This is a genomic window from Pseudomonas peradeniyensis (assembly GCF_014268935.2).
Classification (GTDB): Bacteria; Pseudomonadota; Gammaproteobacteria; order Pseudomonadales; family Pseudomonadaceae; genus Aquipseudomonas; species Aquipseudomonas peradeniyensis.
Map to the genome: position 1 here is coordinate 533,187 of NZ_JABWRJ020000004.1, position 14,602 is coordinate 547,788.

The 14,602-nt window shown below is 59.1% G+C and carries 22 protein-coding genes; 6 read left to right on the forward strand and 16 right to left on the reverse strand.

The window, feature by feature from the left end; translation table 11 throughout:
- Nucleotides 1-8: 8 nt before the first annotated feature.
- Nucleotides 9-518 (reverse strand): hypothetical protein, encoded by a 510-nt coding sequence (locus HU751_RS22780; RefSeq protein ID WP_186733625.1) that lies wholly within the window; start codon nt 516-518, stop codon nt 9-11.
- Between the two features lie 118 nt (nt 519-636).
- Here HU751_RS22780 and HU751_RS22785 point away from each other — a divergent pair, with 118 nt between their 5' ends.
- Complete coding sequence (locus HU751_RS22785; RefSeq protein ID WP_186733624.1) at nt 637-1,332, forward strand: hypothetical protein; 696 nt, start codon at nt 637-639, stop codon at nt 1,330-1,332.
- Between the two features lie 40 nt (nt 1,333-1,372).
- Here HU751_RS22785 and HU751_RS22790 read toward each other — a convergent pair whose 3' ends face one another.
- Nucleotides 1,373-1,720 (reverse strand): hypothetical protein, encoded by a 348-nt coding sequence (locus HU751_RS22790; protein ID WP_186733623.1) that lies wholly within the window; start codon nt 1,718-1,720, stop codon nt 1,373-1,375.
- A gap of 65 nt (nt 1,721-1,785) precedes the next feature.
- Between HU751_RS22790 and HU751_RS22795 the strand changes: the two genes are divergently transcribed.
- From HU751_RS22795 to HU751_RS22805, 3 genes are all read left to right on the forward strand, one after another.
- Nucleotides 1,786-2,142 (forward strand): hypothetical protein, encoded by a 357-nt coding sequence (locus tag HU751_RS22795; RefSeq protein ID WP_225933372.1) that lies wholly within the window; start codon nt 1,786-1,788, stop codon nt 2,140-2,142.
- A 348-nt stretch (nt 2,143-2,490) separates the two neighbouring features.
- Nucleotides 2,491-2,937, forward strand: a complete 447-nt coding sequence (locus tag HU751_RS22800) for a hypothetical protein (protein ID WP_186733622.1) — start codon at nt 2,491-2,493, stop codon at nt 2,935-2,937.
- A gap of 64 nt (nt 2,938-3,001) precedes the next feature.
- On the forward strand, nt 3,002-3,274 hold the full coding sequence (locus tag HU751_RS22805; RefSeq protein ID WP_186733621.1) for a hypothetical protein: 273 nt from the start codon (nt 3,002-3,004) through the stop codon (nt 3,272-3,274).
- A 42-nt stretch (nt 3,275-3,316) separates the two neighbouring features.
- Here the strand turns inward: HU751_RS22805 and HU751_RS26925 are convergent, their stop codons facing one another.
- The 4 genes from HU751_RS26925 to HU751_RS27135 form a co-directional block, all read right to left on the reverse strand.
- The gene (locus HU751_RS26925) at nt 3,317-3,589 is read right to left on the reverse strand and encodes a hypothetical protein (protein ID WP_225933373.1); all 273 of its coding nucleotides are present in this window, start codon (nt 3,587-3,589) and stop codon (nt 3,317-3,319) included.
- A gap of 156 nt (nt 3,590-3,745) precedes the next feature.
- Nucleotides 3,746-3,973 (reverse strand): hypothetical protein, encoded by a 228-nt coding sequence (locus HU751_RS22810; protein WP_186733620.1) that lies wholly within the window; start codon nt 3,971-3,973, stop codon nt 3,746-3,748.
- A 141-nt stretch (nt 3,974-4,114) separates the two neighbouring features.
- Nucleotides 4,115-4,339 (reverse strand): hypothetical protein, encoded by a 225-nt coding sequence (locus HU751_RS22815; protein WP_186733619.1) that lies wholly within the window; start codon nt 4,337-4,339, stop codon nt 4,115-4,117.
- Nucleotides 4,340-4,556: 217 nt separating this feature from the next.
- Entirely contained in the window at nt 4,557-4,721 is a 165-nt protein-coding gene (locus tag HU751_RS27135) for a hypothetical protein (protein WP_155952720.1), read from the reverse strand.
- A gap of 107 nt (nt 4,722-4,828) precedes the next feature.
- On the opposite strand from HU751_RS27135, the gene HU751_RS22820 reads away from it, so the two are divergent.
- Nucleotides 4,829-5,071, forward strand: coding sequence for a DUF4224 domain-containing protein (locus HU751_RS22820; protein WP_186733618.1), 243 nt, complete (start codon nt 4,829-4,831; stop codon nt 5,069-5,071).
- A 1-nt stretch (nt 5,072) separates the two neighbouring features.
- Nucleotides 5,073-6,134: a tyrosine-type recombinase/integrase gene (locus HU751_RS22825; RefSeq protein ID WP_186733617.1), complete on the forward strand. Its 1,062-nt coding sequence runs from the start codon at nt 5,073-5,075 to the stop codon at nt 6,132-6,134.
- A 289-nt stretch (nt 6,135-6,423) separates the two neighbouring features.
- On the opposite strand, the gene HU751_RS22830 is transcribed toward HU751_RS22825, so the two are convergent.
- The 10 genes from HU751_RS22830 to HU751_RS22875 all read right to left on the reverse strand — a co-directional run bounded on the left by HU751_RS22830 (nt 6,424) and on the right by HU751_RS22875 (nt 14,453).
- Nucleotides 6,424-6,732, reverse strand: coding sequence for a hypothetical protein (locus HU751_RS22830; RefSeq protein ID WP_225933374.1), 309 nt, complete (start codon nt 6,730-6,732; stop codon nt 6,424-6,426).
- Complete coding sequence (locus HU751_RS22835; protein WP_186733616.1) at nt 6,725-7,018, reverse strand: hypothetical protein; 294 nt, start codon at nt 7,016-7,018, stop codon at nt 6,725-6,727. Before HU751_RS22835 ends, HU751_RS22830 begins: the two co-directional genes overlap by 8 nt.
- Before the next feature lie 74 nt (nt 7,019-7,092).
- A complete protein-coding gene (locus HU751_RS22840) occupies nt 7,093-7,281 on the reverse strand; it encodes a hypothetical protein (protein WP_186733691.1) in 189 nt (62 codons plus the stop codon).
- 78 nt (nt 7,282-7,359) lie between these two features.
- Nucleotides 7,360-7,599: a hypothetical protein gene (locus HU751_RS27420; protein WP_496197681.1), complete on the reverse strand. Its 240-nt coding sequence runs from the start codon at nt 7,597-7,599 to the stop codon at nt 7,360-7,362.
- 210 nt (nt 7,600-7,809) lie between these two features.
- A complete protein-coding gene (locus tag HU751_RS22850) occupies nt 7,810-8,241 on the reverse strand; it encodes a lysozyme (RefSeq protein ID WP_186733614.1) in 432 nt (143 codons plus the stop codon).
- A gap of 57 nt (nt 8,242-8,298) precedes the next feature.
- Nucleotides 8,299-8,895 carry a tail fiber assembly protein gene (locus tag HU751_RS22855; RefSeq protein WP_275967725.1) on the reverse strand — a complete coding sequence of 199 codons (597 nt, stop codon included), beginning with the start codon at nt 8,893-8,895 and terminating at the stop codon, nt 8,299-8,301.
- Nucleotides 8,895-9,815, reverse strand: coding sequence for a phage tail protein (locus tag HU751_RS22860; RefSeq protein WP_186733613.1), 921 nt, complete (start codon nt 9,813-9,815; stop codon nt 8,895-8,897). Before HU751_RS22860 ends, HU751_RS22855 begins: the two co-directional genes overlap by 1 nt.
- A 12-nt stretch (nt 9,816-9,827) precedes the next feature.
- Nucleotides 9,828-10,652: a hypothetical protein gene (locus HU751_RS22865; RefSeq protein ID WP_186733612.1), complete on the reverse strand. Its 825-nt coding sequence runs from the start codon at nt 10,650-10,652 to the stop codon at nt 9,828-9,830.
- A gap of 9 nt (nt 10,653-10,661) precedes the next feature.
- Nucleotides 10,662-10,967 (reverse strand): hypothetical protein, encoded by a 306-nt coding sequence (locus HU751_RS22870; RefSeq protein ID WP_028688986.1) that lies wholly within the window; start codon nt 10,965-10,967, stop codon nt 10,662-10,664.
- Between the two features lie 12 nt (nt 10,968-10,979).
- Entirely contained in the window at nt 10,980-14,453 is a 3,474-nt protein-coding gene (locus HU751_RS22875; RefSeq protein WP_186733611.1) for a TipJ family phage tail tip protein, read from the reverse strand.
- Nucleotides 14,454-14,602: the final 149 nt, after the last annotated feature.

Genomic DNA, 14,602 nt, shown 5'->3' on the forward strand with positions numbered 1-14,602 from the left:
GGTCCACCCTATGCAGTTAGATGGTCTACGACCTCTGTAATTGTGTTCTTCTGAACAGTTTCAACCTTCTTGCCGGGCTTTGGTTTAGGTCCGAATGCAAAGACGTAAGATTCAAGCGAAAGGTCAGCGAGGATCTTCTCGATTCGCTGAAGCTCAGCTTCCAGTCGCTCAACTTCGGTACCTGCAGTTATAGCTCTTGGCGCATCTTCTCCAAGGTCTGCGTGTACGCGAACAAAGATCTCCTTCCCATTAACCAGCAAGTCAAAGCTATGATAACAACCGACGTACGCAGTCTTGGCGGCCCTTAATTCCAGGGTAAGATCTTTGTATGTAGCTTTTTTTCCAAGAACGGTGTCAGAAACTGCAAAACCGTTATCGCTTAGATAACTGATGAATTCAGCCATAGTTTCATCTGTAATGGCTTGACGAATACCATCATGTTTTTCCGATAACGCCTCTCCCACCTGGCTGATTTTTTCATTTAGATCAGCAACACGCTTCGCATTCTGAAGTGACATCACAAGCTCCATTCTGTGATCCGGCCCCGTGCCGGTCACCCTTGATACCCCATCCCAAACCAAAATGCCACCATGTCACCACCGGCACGGAGGGCTTCGCATAACTAGGAGATACACCATGCAACTCGACATCAACATCGAAGGGATCGTAGCCGAGTCGGTAGCCGCTGCACTGAGCCCGGAAAAGCTGCAACCGATCATCGAGAAGAACGTGGCGTCAACAGTTCAGCGCGCCATCGAAGAGCAGTTCAGCTACCACTCACCGTTTAAGAAGCTGCTTGAAGAGAAGCTGACCGGCGTGATGCCGACGGATGTACGGGATGTCGGTCGATATGGCGACCTGGTGCTGAAGACCGTGTCCGGTTACCTGCAAGACATGCAAAACCAGGCAGTGAAACAATCGATCGAGGAAAAGCTCGCAGCAATGCTCAAGCCTATGCCTGATCGCATGACACTGACTGAGCTGGTCAGGCAGATCACCAAGGCCTTCGAGGGCATGTCCGACAGTCGAGGCGAGGAGTGCCCGACCATCATCATTGAAAAATCAGAGGGAATTTGCGACGGATACTGGCAGCTGTATGCGGATGCTGAGGAGGGCAAAGACAAATGGTCTTGCTCGACCAAGATGATGTTCCGCGGTGACGGAGAGTGCTTCGACCTAACCATCAACGAGTTCAACCCCAAGAAGAGCCTGTTCCTGGGGGCGACCTACGGTATCGAGGCGCTGCTGCTGAACTTGTACACCGGCGGCGTGAAGATCGACTTCGAGGAGATCGACACCTTCGACGTGCGCTACAGCCACTCCGACTACTGACCCTACGGCGCTGCCCGCCAGCGCCTTCCACGTGCCAAAGTCAAAGACCGGCGGCGCGACGCTTTTCGTCAAGCTCACGTATCAAGCGCCACATTTCCGAGTTCTCTTCGTGCAGCTTCTTCAGGCGCTTATGGTTCAGTTTCCCTTTCCCCATCAGCTTGAACATTTCGCCATGGTAGTGAACGAACAGCACCACTGGCGGCAAAGGCCCCCCTCCACCATTCTTACGCGCCATTTCGAGCAGATGGTCGCGATCCTTAGTCGCAGACTCCATAACCATCTTCGCCATTTCTCTTTGGTGCTGGTACCGGCTCTGGATCCAGATCCCGCCAAACGAGCCTGCAGCTCCTACCAATGCCCCCAACAAACCAGCGAGCCAAGCCTCCATAGCATCCCCTTACGCCAAATGATGGCGACATTCTGCCATCACCAATGCGCACGCAGGAGTTTTCAATGAGTACGTTCGCAGTGTTCGGCATGACTGCCGCAGCAGCGCTTGCCGATGCCCGAAAGAAAACCAAGACCACCAAGCCCAGCGGTAAGGCTGGCTGTCCCCCCCTGGACCTGGCGCTCGCTGAGTGGCAAGAGGCGGTGCAGCGCAACGTTGAGGCGATCATGACCGGCGAGAGGGTCAAGCAGCTCAGCTGCCCTGTACGACACCCCGCAGCACGCCCAGCAGTTCATCGAACTGGCCAAGCGATCGGGCGCCTGCCGCGACCTGCGCATTCGATCAAAGGCAGCCCTCCTCGACGAAAATGGGCGAACGATCATCAGCCCAAAAACAAAGATGCCCGTTATTGGGTGGGCTGACTACATCCCAGAATCGGCTAGCAGGGCCGCGTGACACAAGCTACGAATGCAGCAAGTGGTGTTGCTTGGCATCGAATGAGGACATTGTCGGAACAGGATTTGTGACTCGGTTCACCTCTATCCATCGGCGCGCAGCCTGAACATCGAACCGCATATTCTGAGCCTCAATCTCAGCCAGCAGCGAACGCGACATGCGATACCTGCCGCATCCTCCACAGTTCCGCTCTTCATAGTCGCCGCCTGTTGGCGAAATAGCTTCTGCTTCCTCTCTACAAACGAAACAAGCCATCGAAAAGCCCTCCTTGTAGTGGCCAATTGACTCTAGCCTATTCCGCTTGAGGTATCCCCATGCCCACAGAAAACCGATCCAGCAACACAGAGATGGTCAGCGTGCCGCGCGACATCATCAAATTCGCCGTTGGCTTCAAGACCCATGGCTACAAGAACCTGACCGAGCAACACACCGATCAGCGACATGCGCAGGACAAACTGCGTGCCATCCTGGCTCAGCCAACCCAGCAGCACCAGGGGGAGCCGGCTGTATCAATACCCGACGGCTACTGCCTGATGCCCAGGCGACTCACAGCCGAGAACGGCGCCAAAGCCCTGTTGCTTGGTGAGTTCAAGCTGGAAGTGACCCGCGAATGTCCCGAATGCCTCGAGCTGGACGAGCCAGCAGATGGCTGCGAGATCTGCGATGGCCAAGGCGAATATGCGCAACGCCACACCATCCCGTGGGACCAGATCAAATTCATCTACAGCGAGGCCGTGAAGGGCCTGGCGCTGAAATCGTAACCCCGCCCTGCTGTAACCCCTCTCCCCTCCATTCAGTGCCGCGATATGGCGGCGAGGTACAACCATGACCACAGAAAAACCGTTTGCCTTCTCCAAGACGTTTGATCAAGAAGGCACATTCCAGGCCCTCTATGCCGCACAGAACTGGCTGCGGGACAACGGCTATAGCTACGGTTCAACCTGTCGGGGCGAGCCAATTGGTGTACTTAAGGGCGACTATGTCATCGCCAAATGGCGGAATCTTACGCGCCAAGAGATCAACGAGTTGGACGGTGTCGTGTCCGGCTGCCCGAGGAATGGGCCAATCAAGGTTCAATTGAAGGAGGTGCCAGTGTGAGGGCCCCCATGCCTACAGCAAACTCGTATGCAGAGAGTAAATCTACCTCCACCCGCCAGCCACGAACGTCTTCGCCCGGAGCACTCCCCAGAGCAAGGCCCGACTCATCGTTTCATTCGGCCTGGAGCTATACGTCTCCTCTATGATTCGGTCCCCGCTTTTGGCGTACACCCCGATGAAGAGCTGCGTTTCGCCTGTCCGCGAGAGTCGGGCTTGCACGTCGATACTCCTCCCGTCATCAAGAGTTTCCTCATGATGGCGGAGGTGAAGCGCTGGATCTGCCCACGTCCAGAATTTCTCACCGCGACATCTCATATCGATCTCCTCTGATACCTCAGTAGGCGCGGTAATCAGAGAGATAGATATCCGTTTCGCTTAAATGCGACCAGTGGCCAAAGACTGGTGGTTCCTGGCGGATTTGGCACCTAAACCCCGAGATATCGAGCTACGGTGCCGATAGCCGTCGATCAGTCACATATCGTCGGGGTTGTTCGGAGCTGAGTCGTTCTCTTCGCCGGTCTGCAGGTCAGCGAATTTAATCCACTCATCAAAGGCAATTCGGTGGGTTTTGCACGTTTTCTCCCAGTCGACCCCGCTCATTCGACCGTAGGCCACCTGGTTCATCGTGGCGGCAATTTGAGCATCAAGCTCCCTTAATAACTTATAGGCCTGATAACGGCCTTCCTTTGCGCTGGGCATGTAGCTCACCTAAGTGGTGGAATGGATGAGCTATCAGCTTCAACGGCTCATTACGGTGGACTCTGCCTTTACCGAGTCTGTTCCATGCATCGACTGCCTTACCCTCGCCTCCAACTGCTGTCACGCTGCACTTACACAGCCTCACCAGTCGGGACGCCTCAAATCGCCCGGTTTCCGATCGGCTTTCAGGATAAAGGTGAAGCTCCCAGTGAGTCCTTGGCGAAGCTCCTTCGGCATCAAGAAGCCGAAGTGAATCAACCAGGAACCATCATCGAGACGGAACGTATCGCTACGGTAGCGCTCCACTTCTGCTTCAGTAATGCCAATCTCAGCTGCCACTTCTCGATTGGTAGGTTCGCGATCCATCGGTGATGCTCCTTCTGGCCTTGCGCCGGGATGCCACCAATACGCCGCAACACGCGAATAAATCGCACTGACAGTTGCAGGCGGCGCCTGTTCTAGCTGCATGATCCTTTACTGGTCGTGGCTCATCGCCTTCCTTGAAGCGGCGTTGAGCTATTCGCCCCGAGTTTTCACTGCACGCTAGAAAGCCGCCTTTTGAAGACGGCTCTAAGCATCATGATCACGATTTTACTGACTGCCCTTTGGCCCAGTGGGCCTTAGGTAAGCTTCGGTTAAAGCCGCTGACACCTGAGGGGACATTCTGAATTTCCCCGCCTTTGGACAAGAACTGTTCAATCTTTTGCTTCAGGTGCAAATGCGCCTGATGCGTCGCGGATTCGTACATGTTCTTACCCCTTCGATGAGCCGGACGAATGCCGACTCGCTCCCCACTATACCCCCCTTTACCCCGATTGGTGCGGGTAACGGGGCTGCATATCCAAAGAGACCATCATGGAAACCGAGATCCTTTCGGACGAAGAGCTGGCCGACCTTACCGGCTACAAGGCCAGAGGCTATCAGCGCCGCTGGCTAGAAGAACGAGGTTGGGTATTCGTTGAGACCCGAAGCGGGCGCCCACTGGTTGGTCGCCATTACGTCCGCATGAAGCTGGGCGTGAGCCTTGGAGTAATGCCAACGGCGTCACCACCACCTGTAGTCCCTGCGTGGACACCTGACATTTCGAAGGTGAGGTGAAATGCGTCCTAGGAAGACAGAAAACAGGGACTTGCCCCCGGGTGTGTACCGACGAAAGCGGACCAGTAAGAGCAAGAAAAATCCCGACAAGGAATGGATTAGCTACTACTACCGGGACAAGTCGGGCAAAGAGATAACGTTGGGCACCGACCTGAGCCTGGCCCGACTGAAGTGGGCAGAGCTAGAGGCGAAGGAGAAACCCAAAGACCTGGTCACCATGGGCGCCATCTTCGACCGCTACGAGCGCGACATCATCCCGAAGAAGGCGCCACGCACACAGAAGGACAACCTGGCCGAGATACGCCAGTTGCGAAACTACTTCGAGAAGGCCCCAATCGACGGCATCACCCCTGCGCATGTGGCGAAGTATCGCGATGCCAGGACCGCCCCAGTAAGGGCGAATCGCGAGATCGCCACCCTATCGCACATCTTCAACATAGCCCGGGAATGGGGGCTCACAACCAACGAGAATCCGTGCCAGGGCGTGCGCAAGAACAAGGAGGTGCCGCGAGACTTCTACGCTAACGATGCGATCTGGAACGCGGTTTACGCGAAAGCGGTGGGTGAACTGAAGGATGCCATGGATTTGGCGTATTTGACGGGCCAGCGTCCGGCGGACGTGCTGGTGATGAGGAGGGACGACATCGAGGACAAAGCCCTCGGCGTAAAGCAGAAGAAGACCCAAAAGAAGCTGCGAATCATGCTTGAGGTGGACGGAGTAGAGAGCAGCTTGGGCGCGCTGATAAGAAAGATCCTGGAGCGCAATGCTCCGCATTGCTCACCATATCTACTGCTCACTGATAACGGCAAACGTGTCACGGCACCGATGTTGCGCCATCGATGGGACGATGCTAGGGAAGAAGCTGTGAAGGAAGCAGTTGCAACTGGTGACCAGGCGCTGGCCGGCCGTATCAGCCAATTCCAGTTCCGCGACATTCGCCCGAAAGCAGCCTCGGAAATAACCGATGTCGACCACGCCAGTCTGCTGCTAGGTCACACCAAGGGCGACATCACAGAGCGGGTATATCGCCGAGTTGGAGCCCTGGCGAAACCCACCAAATAGGGAAAGTTTCGGAAGCGCTTCCACAACAAACCATTCCCAAGGGCGTTCCCATGGGTGGTTTTACTATGCCCTAAAAACGCAAAAAGCCCTGAAAAATCAGGGCTTTGAATGTGGCGGAAGCGTAGAGATTCGAACTCTAGGATAGTTGCCCATCGACGGTTTTCAAGACCGCAAGTTAACCATTTAAAAACAACAGCTTACAAGATAATCAGTTCCGCACTGCTCATTCACGAGGACTCCTACAGCCCTAGCTGTGCAAGGGGCTTGATTTTGGTTGCGGAACTGATTTTCACCCCTCCTCCGGCGTCCTGCCGACCACGATCCGTCCTGGCTCGTCCCTCTCCCACTCCTCTGCAGATTCATACCTGAGCAGGCCGATTGCCCAGGCCTCTTCGTGCTCGAGTAGCGCCCAGGTCCTGGCCGCCTCGGCAAGCTCCAGCATGTCGGAAAGCACGCCGGCATCGACCTCTCGTCGGCGGCTGGCCGCATAGGCCATTTCGTTCAGAACCGCGGCGCGCCCATCTGGATTTGTGACCAGGGCCGACTGGTCGCCCAGCTCATCAAGCCACGGCTGCGGTATCCCGGCCAGGCTACTCAACACGGCACCACCACGACTGCGAGTACAACACGCCGTCGACCTCTTCGAAGCCGGTGATGTTCATGCCCATCTGGGCCATGCCGTTGACGCAGGCATCGTGAAGGCGCGGGATGATGTCGCCGCTCGGCGTCGGGTTGAACACCCAGGCCTCAATGCACGGGCGCCCGAGCACCTTGCTGTGGCCGTACTCGATGTGCACATCTGCGCGCAGCGGCTTGATCTTGGCGAGCTTGTCGTTGGGAATGGCAACGCCGCGCTCTCGGCGGCGAACAAGGAGGAAGTACATGCGACACCAATACTGTATATCGATACAGTATTTGACCATTCACCTGGAGGGTCAGGCCACTACCGTCCGGCGCCTCAGTGACGGACCAAAGGCTGGTGCCCTAACGCGTAGAGCTGGTAATCAGTCACAGCCTGAAACGCTGATTCAGCAATGATCCGAAGGCGCTCAACCTCTTCTGGCGGAACACCGGCGGCCTGGGCATTGTGATAGAGGCGCAATGCTTCAATAGCCTCGCTAATCAGCGGCTCACCCGCTTCTACCATTCCCTCTATGGTTCGCTTCACGGCTCTATCCTGGTGGCTTGACCAAGGAATTATACGACGCCTCGCAGGCCAGGCCAGCTACTCGGGCTCGGTCATACGCTGCCGCCAGTTCTCCCGCTCGAGCATCAGCCCGTGCGAGCAGGTCGGAGAGCACCATGGCGGAGCGGCGGGCTGCCTCGCTTCGAGCGGCAACGGCGGGATCCTGGCCGGGGCAACCGACGGTGGCAGCGAGTTTGCCAGCTTCGTCGTGCAGCCGCTGGCCAGCAGCATCAGCCCCAGCAGCAGAACCTTCAGCGATCTTCCGTTGTTCCCGAGCATGCGCCCTCACCTCTTCATGTGCCGCGGCGCGGCGTTGTTCTTCCTGACGCGCCCCGCGCTCGCCCAGCACCTCGGCCAGGAGATCGCCGCTGTCCCGCTGTGCTGATGCTGTGGCAGCCTCGGCGCGCTCCACTGATCTCCCGTGCTGGTAGACGAGCCAGTACGACCCGACCACAGCCAGCAGCGCGATCACACGAACGCCCCAGCCGCTCACGCAGCCCCCAGGAACAGATCACGCTCAGCGGCGCGGCGGCGGACCAGGCCCGGCAGAACTTTGCCTCCCGCCTTGTTCCACCGCGGGAACTGCTCAGCGGCGGCGGCATACTCCCCGGCATTGAGCAGGCGCCGCAGCGTCGACGACTCCAGGTTCGCCGCGCCAAGGTTGTAGGTGAAGCTGATCAAGGCGTCCCACTGGTTCTGGTTCAACGGCGCCGTCACCAGTCGCTGCACCTCTGGCTCGAAGCGCTGCACGTCGTTCAGCAGCATCCGCTCGGCCTGCTCCTTGCTGATCGACATGCCAACCTTCACGCCCCGAGTGGTGCCGTAGCCGATGGTCCAGACGCCGACGGCATCCTGATAGGCCTGCAGACGCAGACCTTCGAACGACTTGATGAGGCTCAAGCCGCGTTGCGATGTACGCATGGGTTTTCTCCAGGCAAAAAAATACCGCCAGTCGGCGGTCGGTGGGTTTTGGGCGGATCAGGCCGGCGGCGCGGGCCAGTCGATCTCCTCGGGATAGCCAGGCTGGCCAGGCAACCGGTTCAGCGCAACGCGATAGAGCTTCCAGTCTTTCAGTAGCGCGGCCTCGCTCTCCGTTGCTTTGTCCAGATCGACGGCATCCTGCAGCGGGGTGATAGCTTGGTCAGCCTGCGCACGGCGGCGCGCAATCTCACCCACTGCTTCTAAACGCTGCTGCTCGAGCAGGTTTGCAGCCTTCTGCTCTGCTGTGATGACCTGGCTCCAGTCGATGACGCCTGTAGCCGCCGGCTCTGCCTCCCTCACCTCCTGCCCTGGCAGTTGCACTGCACCTTCGGCAGGATCAACGATATCGACCGGGAATCTGGCCGACTCCGGCGCATCAGCAGCGTGCGGCAAGCGCAGCGTGACGATCAGCTTGCCGTCGTGGCGCTCGATTGGGTCGTGCATGAAAGGACTGACCACCGCAGATGCAGGGATCGAGGCGCCCTCAGGCAGCCGTGCGAAGTCCAGCGCGACGTTGTTGATCGTCAGCATGTCGCCCAGGCGGAACACCGCGAGCGGCGCATCGGAGCGCACAGGTGAAAGCTTGATGATCATCAGAACCACCTCCCCTTGGCGAACAGGTAAACACTCATTGAGCTGGAGGCCTGGACCGCCGGCGCGGTGTACACGTATGCGCAGGATGCAGCGCTCGATGCGTTGATAGCGGCGCCCGTACACGACGTGAGGAAAGGTGTGGCAACGCACCGAGGCAGCGCAGAGAACGCGATCGGAAACGTCCATATGAAGCCACCGGAACGGAACCCCGATCCAAGGGCCGCGTTGATAGCTGTAGTGTCAGAGGCCATGAACCAGCACTCCTGCGTGCCATCTGCATAACGGGTGTATTCGCCGTTCGCATTGCTGCCGCGCTCGATGATCGCCCCTGTCGGCACTCCGCCGGCCTGGCTTACGGTGCCGACGATATCCGCAACAGCGGCCGTCTTGAGCCCCAAAGTTGTTCGAGCCGAAGAAGGCGTTGGAGCAGTGAAGAGACCGGAACCTGTGACGGTCGCGCCGAGGGAGGTTCTGGCATCCGCCGTTGTCTTCGCGCCCGTACCGCCCTGGGCGATGCTGAGGGCGGTAGTCAGGCCGGTAATCGACGTGATGTCGCTGTTCGCACCGCGCGCCGCCGCGCCGATGTTGGCGCGAAGGGCTGCAACGTCGGTTGGGTTTCCCAGGAGCGCCAACGTGCTACCGAATTGTTCGGCAAGCTGCCGCAGGCGATCCGCCGATTCCTTCACGTAGCCCTGCATCGGGGCCAGGCCGTACGAACCTGAGGCTGCAGTGGCCCCGAGATACGCCGGGAGGATGCTCATGACCGTCGGGCTCGCGATGTTGGTCACTTCGTACCACTGGCCATCCGGGCCCTGGAACGCGTCACCGACGCGACCGTTTGCAGCGAAACTTGTGCCGGTTCCGGTCACCGTGGTCTGGCCATTCGTGACCGCCACCGTGCCTTGTCTGTACCATGGCATCGGAAAACACCTCTAATTGAACGGAAATGGATACTTCGAAGTTGAAATTACAAGTGCTGTTGGCTTGAGTGCTGGTATCTGTCGCCAGTAGTTGTATGGGTAACTACCCACGATCATCTGACGGGCGCCTGCGGCAATCGTGAACATGAAACGCACGCCGCCAGAGTATCCGAACGCACCTTCTTGAGAGTCATACTCGAATCCACCCATGCCAGAGGCAGACCCGTTACACCCAGCGCTTCTAGTGAAGTTGATGTAAGCGGCATGCTCTCCGGCGGCTATTGGGACATCCACATAGGACTTCATAACAATGCCGCCGATGCTGTTGTATCCTCCGGCATATGCTGTGTAATAAAAGTCCCCGCCCGGCCCGCTGCCATTCCCCGGCGGCTGAATGGCTGTAAGAATGTTCAGCGGCGGCTGTCCTGAATTGAACGTCAGTTCACCATCACTCTCTCGATAGCATTTGAATCCAGCTGCCAGCGGGGCGTCATACATCAAGTCAAAGACGTAGCACTTTGTTGAAGCGCTAGCGCCAACAAAGAGGAGAGTCTTCTCCCCATTTACAATGGCCTCCCCGCAAGGGCTTCCGTCTCCTACTAGAAACGCAATGGGCGAACGCCAGTTGGGCAGAGTGATACCGTAGATCGGTTCTATTGGAGTGCCCTGGTTATAGTTAGCACCATTGTCAGGATCAAGTTGAATAGACTTAAGCGTGTAACGAGGCCAGTACGCGTAGAACGTTAGATATGCGCTCTTGGTGAGCCCGTAGCACATAAGGCTAGTATCGATGAATTGCGTTCCATCTTCCTTGAACGCTTGGAATCCTGTAGCCATCTAGTCCACCTAGTAGTAGCCGTAGTAGATCCTGCAGTTCGCAGAGAAAAAGCCCCAGTTGTTTGTGTTGTAGGAGTACACCCAGGACATCACATTTCCTGAGATAGAAACTCCCGGCCTTTTACCGAGCCAGGCGTTTCTATCCACCAGGGAGGTGATCATGTAGAACCGTGTCTTGCCAGGCGGAAGCGACGCCATCGTGCCACTTCCGTTTGCCGAGCCAGTAACAAAGCTGCCCTGCATCTGGCTGAAGTTCACGGTCATATCGACCATGAGAGTGCCGTCTTCGCGATATGCTAGAAAGCCAGTCGCCATCTAAGTTACCTATCAGATATTGATACCCATCTTCGTGGCGACTTGGCCATTCGCGTAGTAGGTGTTCACCGAACTGTTCGTGATCGTCAGTCGTTCGCCACTGGCACCTGTACCGTTGATCTCGATTGCCCCGCTCTTCTGGATGCGCCAACCGCGCTGGCCGGTAATGAAGTCGTTCGACTGGATGGTGTCGCCGATCATTGCGTTCGTGATCCAGCCGGTGCCGATCAGCGCCTGACTGATGAACACCTGGCCGCCCTGCACCGTGAACGGCGAAGTGAGCGTACCGTTGATGTTGTTCACCACTGCGAACCGATCGGCAGACACCAGGAACTGACTTTGCAGACCGCCAGGTCCGTTCTCGATGCCGAGGCCAACGCTCGCCGCCACATACTGCCCTTGGGCGTTAAGCTGCAGCTTTACAGCCCACATGGCGCTGGCCTTGCCTTCGAAGTTCGCCTGGGCCTGGCTGACCGTCTGCACTGCTGCATTGGTCTCACCGACCTTGGCCTCGAGCGTTTCCGAGCTTCGCGCCAAAGCATCTGTCTCGGTGGCCCGCACGAGCTGCTCGCGGGCGATCGCTGCGGTCGAGTCCCAGAGCTTCAGGGCGCCAGCCAGATCGCCGTCAGGGTCGTCATCGCGAGCAGATGCGCGCAGGACCTGCACGCTTTCAGCCGTGGACGTGACCTTGCCGTCGACTTCCTCGATCTTGGTGGTGTTGGTCTGGACCTGCTGGGCCAGGCCGTTGGCTGCCTCTACCGACTGCCCAACGTCGATCCAGAACGCGACGTTTGGCGGGGCATTGGCGCCGCTCGGGTCGGCCGGTACATCGTGCACCGCCTGGTAGATCCGGCCGTCGACCACGACCATCTGTCCTTCCTCGTAGGGCTCGTCCTTGTCGTAGGCCTTAAGTCCGTCCAGGGCGTCGATCTGGTCCTGCAGCCCGTCGATCTTGTTCTTCAGATCCTCGCCGAGCATCGACTCGTCGATCTCGCCGGAGATCATGTCGAGGATGGGGCCAGGGTCGGTCTGGGCAATGCCCTGCACAGCCGTCGGCGGCACCGGGAAGAACGGCCCAATGTTTCCGGTCCGATCGACCAGACGCGCCCAGAAGAAGAACGCTGCGCCGGCGGCTAGGCCAGACATCACGTGTTCCGACTGCGGGTAGGCCAGGTCGGCAAGCTTGGTGGCACTGCTCAGGTCGTTGATCGCGTTGCTCCAGATCTCCGTGCGCTGGGTGTCCTCTGCGCCTGGCGGCAGCCCCCACTTCAGACGAATCGCGAAGATCTCGCTGGTCGCCGTGAGGAATGTCACCGCTGGCGGCGTACCCTCCTTCCCTTTCAGGTCGGTGAGCACAGAGCTGCGCCAGGTCGACGTGATATCGAAGGCGCTGACCGCGCGCACGCGCGCCAGATACTGGCCGGCGTAGATCCCGACCACGTCGACAGAAGCAGTGCCGGCACGCTGCAGGCGGATCCAGTTGCCGCTGTCCTTGCGCCACTCGACGTCGTACGCCACCGCCCCTTCCACGGCTGGCCAGCTGATCGTCATCGTGCTGACGGCCAGCCCCTGGGCAATCGCGTAGTCGGACGTCAGGGTGACGCTCGCCGGCGGCGGCACGGTCGTTATCGGGATGACGCTGATCGGCCGTTCCTCGAGCTTGGCGCCGGTGTCGATCGCGGCGAACTTGCTTGGGTTGAACTCCAGGCCGGTGATCTCATACTCGCCCTCGGCGGTGCGCGAGGTCTTCAGCACCCGGAACAGCTGGATGGCCAGGTCGTCGGCATCGATCGCCCACTGAAGCTCGGGCTCTGGCTGCAAACTGTAGGCCGTGGTCACAGTCACGGCGCGGCCAGCCACAGACTGCACCGTGCGGCCCTGGGCGCTGCCGTTGGGCAGGTTGATGATCAGCCGGTCGCCGGCCTTGATCTGCGTGTCACGGTCCAGGGTCACGACCTTGCCGGCCGCCGCAGAGATCCGACCGCCATTGGGCCGACCAGACAGCAGTTCATCAGCCAGCGGGATGACATGGCCAGGCAGCGGAATGCGCCCCTCCATGCCGGTCTTGAAGGTGACGGTGCGGTCCTGGTTGTTGCTCAGCAGCGCCCACTTGCCGCGGCGCTGGGCCTCGCTGGCCCTGGTGCAACCGATAGCCGAGATCTCGATGGGCCGATCCTGGTACCGGCGCTGCAGGGCCAGGTCGGTGACCGGGATCACGTCCGTGTCGTAGTTGTTGCCTGGGTTGTCGTAGCTGACCAGGGCGCGGCTGTAGTGCGTGCTGCGCTCAGCGCCGCCATAGGTAAACTCCCCGTCGATGACGTTCGCCCGGGTGAACACGTAGTCAAAGTCCTGCGCCCTGGGCATGTCGGCCTGCATGAACAGCGCGCCCTGCGCCCAGTACACCATGCCACGGTAGATGGCCGACAGGTCGCGAAGCAGCGTCCAGGCCTCGGCCTTGCCCTGCAGGTTCATGTCGCACAGGAACCGCGGCTCTTGCCCCCCTACCCCGTCAGGCACCAGTTGGTCGCAGTACTGGGCGATGCGGTACATCTCCCACTTGTCGACCATCCAGGGTTTGATGCGCTTGCCCAGGCCGAACCGGTCCTCGACGCACAGGCCATAGGTGATGAAGGCCGGGTTGTTGGTCCAGGCCTGCTTGAAGGTGCCGTCCCAGGTGCCGCTATAGGTGCGGGTGATCGGGTCGTAATTGGTCGGCACCGGCCAGCGCCGGGCCTTGCACTTCACGGTCACCGACGGGATGTTCTGGAACTGCTCGGCGTCGAACTCGATGTAGAGCAGCGCAGTGTTCGGGTACCGCAGCTTCTGGTCGATGATCTCGGTGTAGGCCGCGATCGTCATTGTGTCGGCGATGGTGCCGGTGTTGGCGTTCGGTGTGAGGCGGCGGGCGCGGATCACCCAGCCAGATGTGGCGGCGGGCAGGTCGACGCGCACGGACCGCTGATAGCCGCCGCTGGTCTTCCCGCTGACGGCGTTGCGGTGCGCCTCGACGAAGGCGCCACCGTCGGTTGCGATGTCGATGGCGTACTCGATGGTATAGCCGCTGGTGTCGCCAGTGGTCGGGTTCTGCTGGAGCAGGCGCGGCCAGGAGAAGCGCAGGCGCACGGCCGACAGCTGAGTGTTGCTCAGCGCGCGGGTCCACGGCTGGTCACTGCGCAGCTCCACACCGACCGACGTCTCGCTCTCGATCGCCGGGATGCCCTGGATGTAGTCCTGTTCAACGGTGCCGCGGCGCCACTCCCACTTCACGCCCGGGAAGTTCACGTTGCCGCTGACGTCCATGATCGGGGTGTTGTCGAGGTAGATATCCCGGTCAGTTGGGGTGCCGTCAAACTCGCCCTCGCCCACGGCCAGAAGGATCTTGGCGATGTTGGTTGACCGAAGGCTGTCGGGGGCCTCGTATGGGGCCTTTGGCTTCTTCTCGCCGCCCTTGGCGCCGGTGACGACAGGTTGGAGTGCTGCGCCCATGCTTTCCTCCGGGCAATAAAAAACCGCCCGGAGGCGGTTTGCTTAAGAGCCATGCAGGCTCAAATACAGCTTGATTGAATAGTAAGCAGCTCGACAAAGCAGCGGAGCAAGGCTCAAGGCAAAACGAAACAAAGCGTTCATAGAAACCC

Excerpts from the sequence above, each read along its gene's own strand:
- HU751_RS22780 (WP_186733625.1), bottom strand. The coding sequence starts at position 518 with ATGTCACTTCAGAATGCGAAGCGTGTTGCTGATCTAAATGAAAAAATC.
- HU751_RS22785 (WP_186733624.1), top strand. The coding sequence starts at position 637 with ATGCAACTCGACATCAACATCGAAGGGATCGTAGCCGAGTCGGTAGCC.
- HU751_RS22790 (WP_186733623.1), bottom strand. The coding sequence starts at position 1,720 with ATGGAGGCTTGGCTCGCTGGTTTGTTGGGGGCATTGGTAGGAGCTGCA.
- HU751_RS22795 (WP_225933372.1), top strand. The coding sequence starts at position 1,786 with ATGAGTACGTTCGCAGTGTTCGGCATGACTGCCGCAGCAGCGCTTGCC.
- HU751_RS22800 (WP_186733622.1), top strand. The coding sequence starts at position 2,491 with ATGCCCACAGAAAACCGATCCAGCAACACAGAGATGGTCAGCGTGCCG.
- HU751_RS22805 (WP_186733621.1), top strand. The coding sequence starts at position 3,002 with ATGACCACAGAAAAACCGTTTGCCTTCTCCAAGACGTTTGATCAAGAA.
- HU751_RS26925 (WP_225933373.1), bottom strand. The coding sequence starts at position 3,589 with ATGAGATGTCGCGGTGAGAAATTCTGGACGTGGGCAGATCCAGCGCTT.
- HU751_RS22810 (WP_186733620.1), bottom strand. The coding sequence starts at position 3,973 with ATGCCCAGCGCAAAGGAAGGCCGTTATCAGGCCTATAAGTTATTAAGG.
- HU751_RS22815 (WP_186733619.1), bottom strand. The coding sequence starts at position 4,339 with ATGGATCGCGAACCTACCAATCGAGAAGTGGCAGCTGAGATTGGCATT.
- HU751_RS27135 (WP_155952720.1), bottom strand. The coding sequence starts at position 4,721 with ATGTACGAATCCGCGACGCATCAGGCGCATTTGCACCTGAAGCAAAAG.
- HU751_RS22820 (WP_186733618.1), top strand. The coding sequence starts at position 4,829 with ATGGAAACCGAGATCCTTTCGGACGAAGAGCTGGCCGACCTTACCGGC.
- HU751_RS22825 (WP_186733617.1), top strand. The coding sequence starts at position 5,073 with ATGCGTCCTAGGAAGACAGAAAACAGGGACTTGCCCCCGGGTGTGTAC.
- HU751_RS22835 (WP_186733616.1), bottom strand. The coding sequence starts at position 7,018 with ATGTACTTCCTCCTTGTTCGCCGCCGAGAGCGCGGCGTTGCCATTCCC.
- HU751_RS22840 (WP_186733691.1), bottom strand. The coding sequence starts at position 7,281 with ATGGTAGAAGCGGGTGAGCCGCTGATTAGCGAGGCTATTGAAGCATTG.
- HU751_RS27420 (WP_496197681.1), bottom strand. The coding sequence starts at position 7,599 with ATGCTCGGGAACAACGGAAGATCGCTGAAGGTTCTGCTGCTGGGGCTG.
- HU751_RS22850 (WP_186733614.1), bottom strand. The coding sequence starts at position 8,241 with ATGCGTACATCGCAACGCGGCTTGAGCCTCATCAAGTCGTTCGAAGGT.
- HU751_RS22855 (WP_275967725.1), bottom strand. The coding sequence starts at position 8,895 with ATGATCATCAAGCTTTCACCTGTGCGCTCCGATGCGCCGCTCGCGGTG.
- HU751_RS22860 (WP_186733613.1), bottom strand. The coding sequence starts at position 9,815 with ATGCCATGGTACAGACAAGGCACGGTGGCGGTCACGAATGGCCAGACC.
- HU751_RS22865 (WP_186733612.1), bottom strand. The coding sequence starts at position 10,652 with ATGGCTACAGGATTCCAAGCGTTCAAGGAAGATGGAACGCAATTCATC.
- HU751_RS22870 (WP_028688986.1), bottom strand. The coding sequence starts at position 10,967 with ATGGCGACTGGCTTTCTAGCATATCGCGAAGACGGCACTCTCATGGTC.
- HU751_RS22875 (WP_186733611.1), bottom strand. The coding sequence starts at position 14,453 with ATGGGCGCAGCACTCCAACCTGTCGTCACCGGCGCCAAGGGCGGCGAG.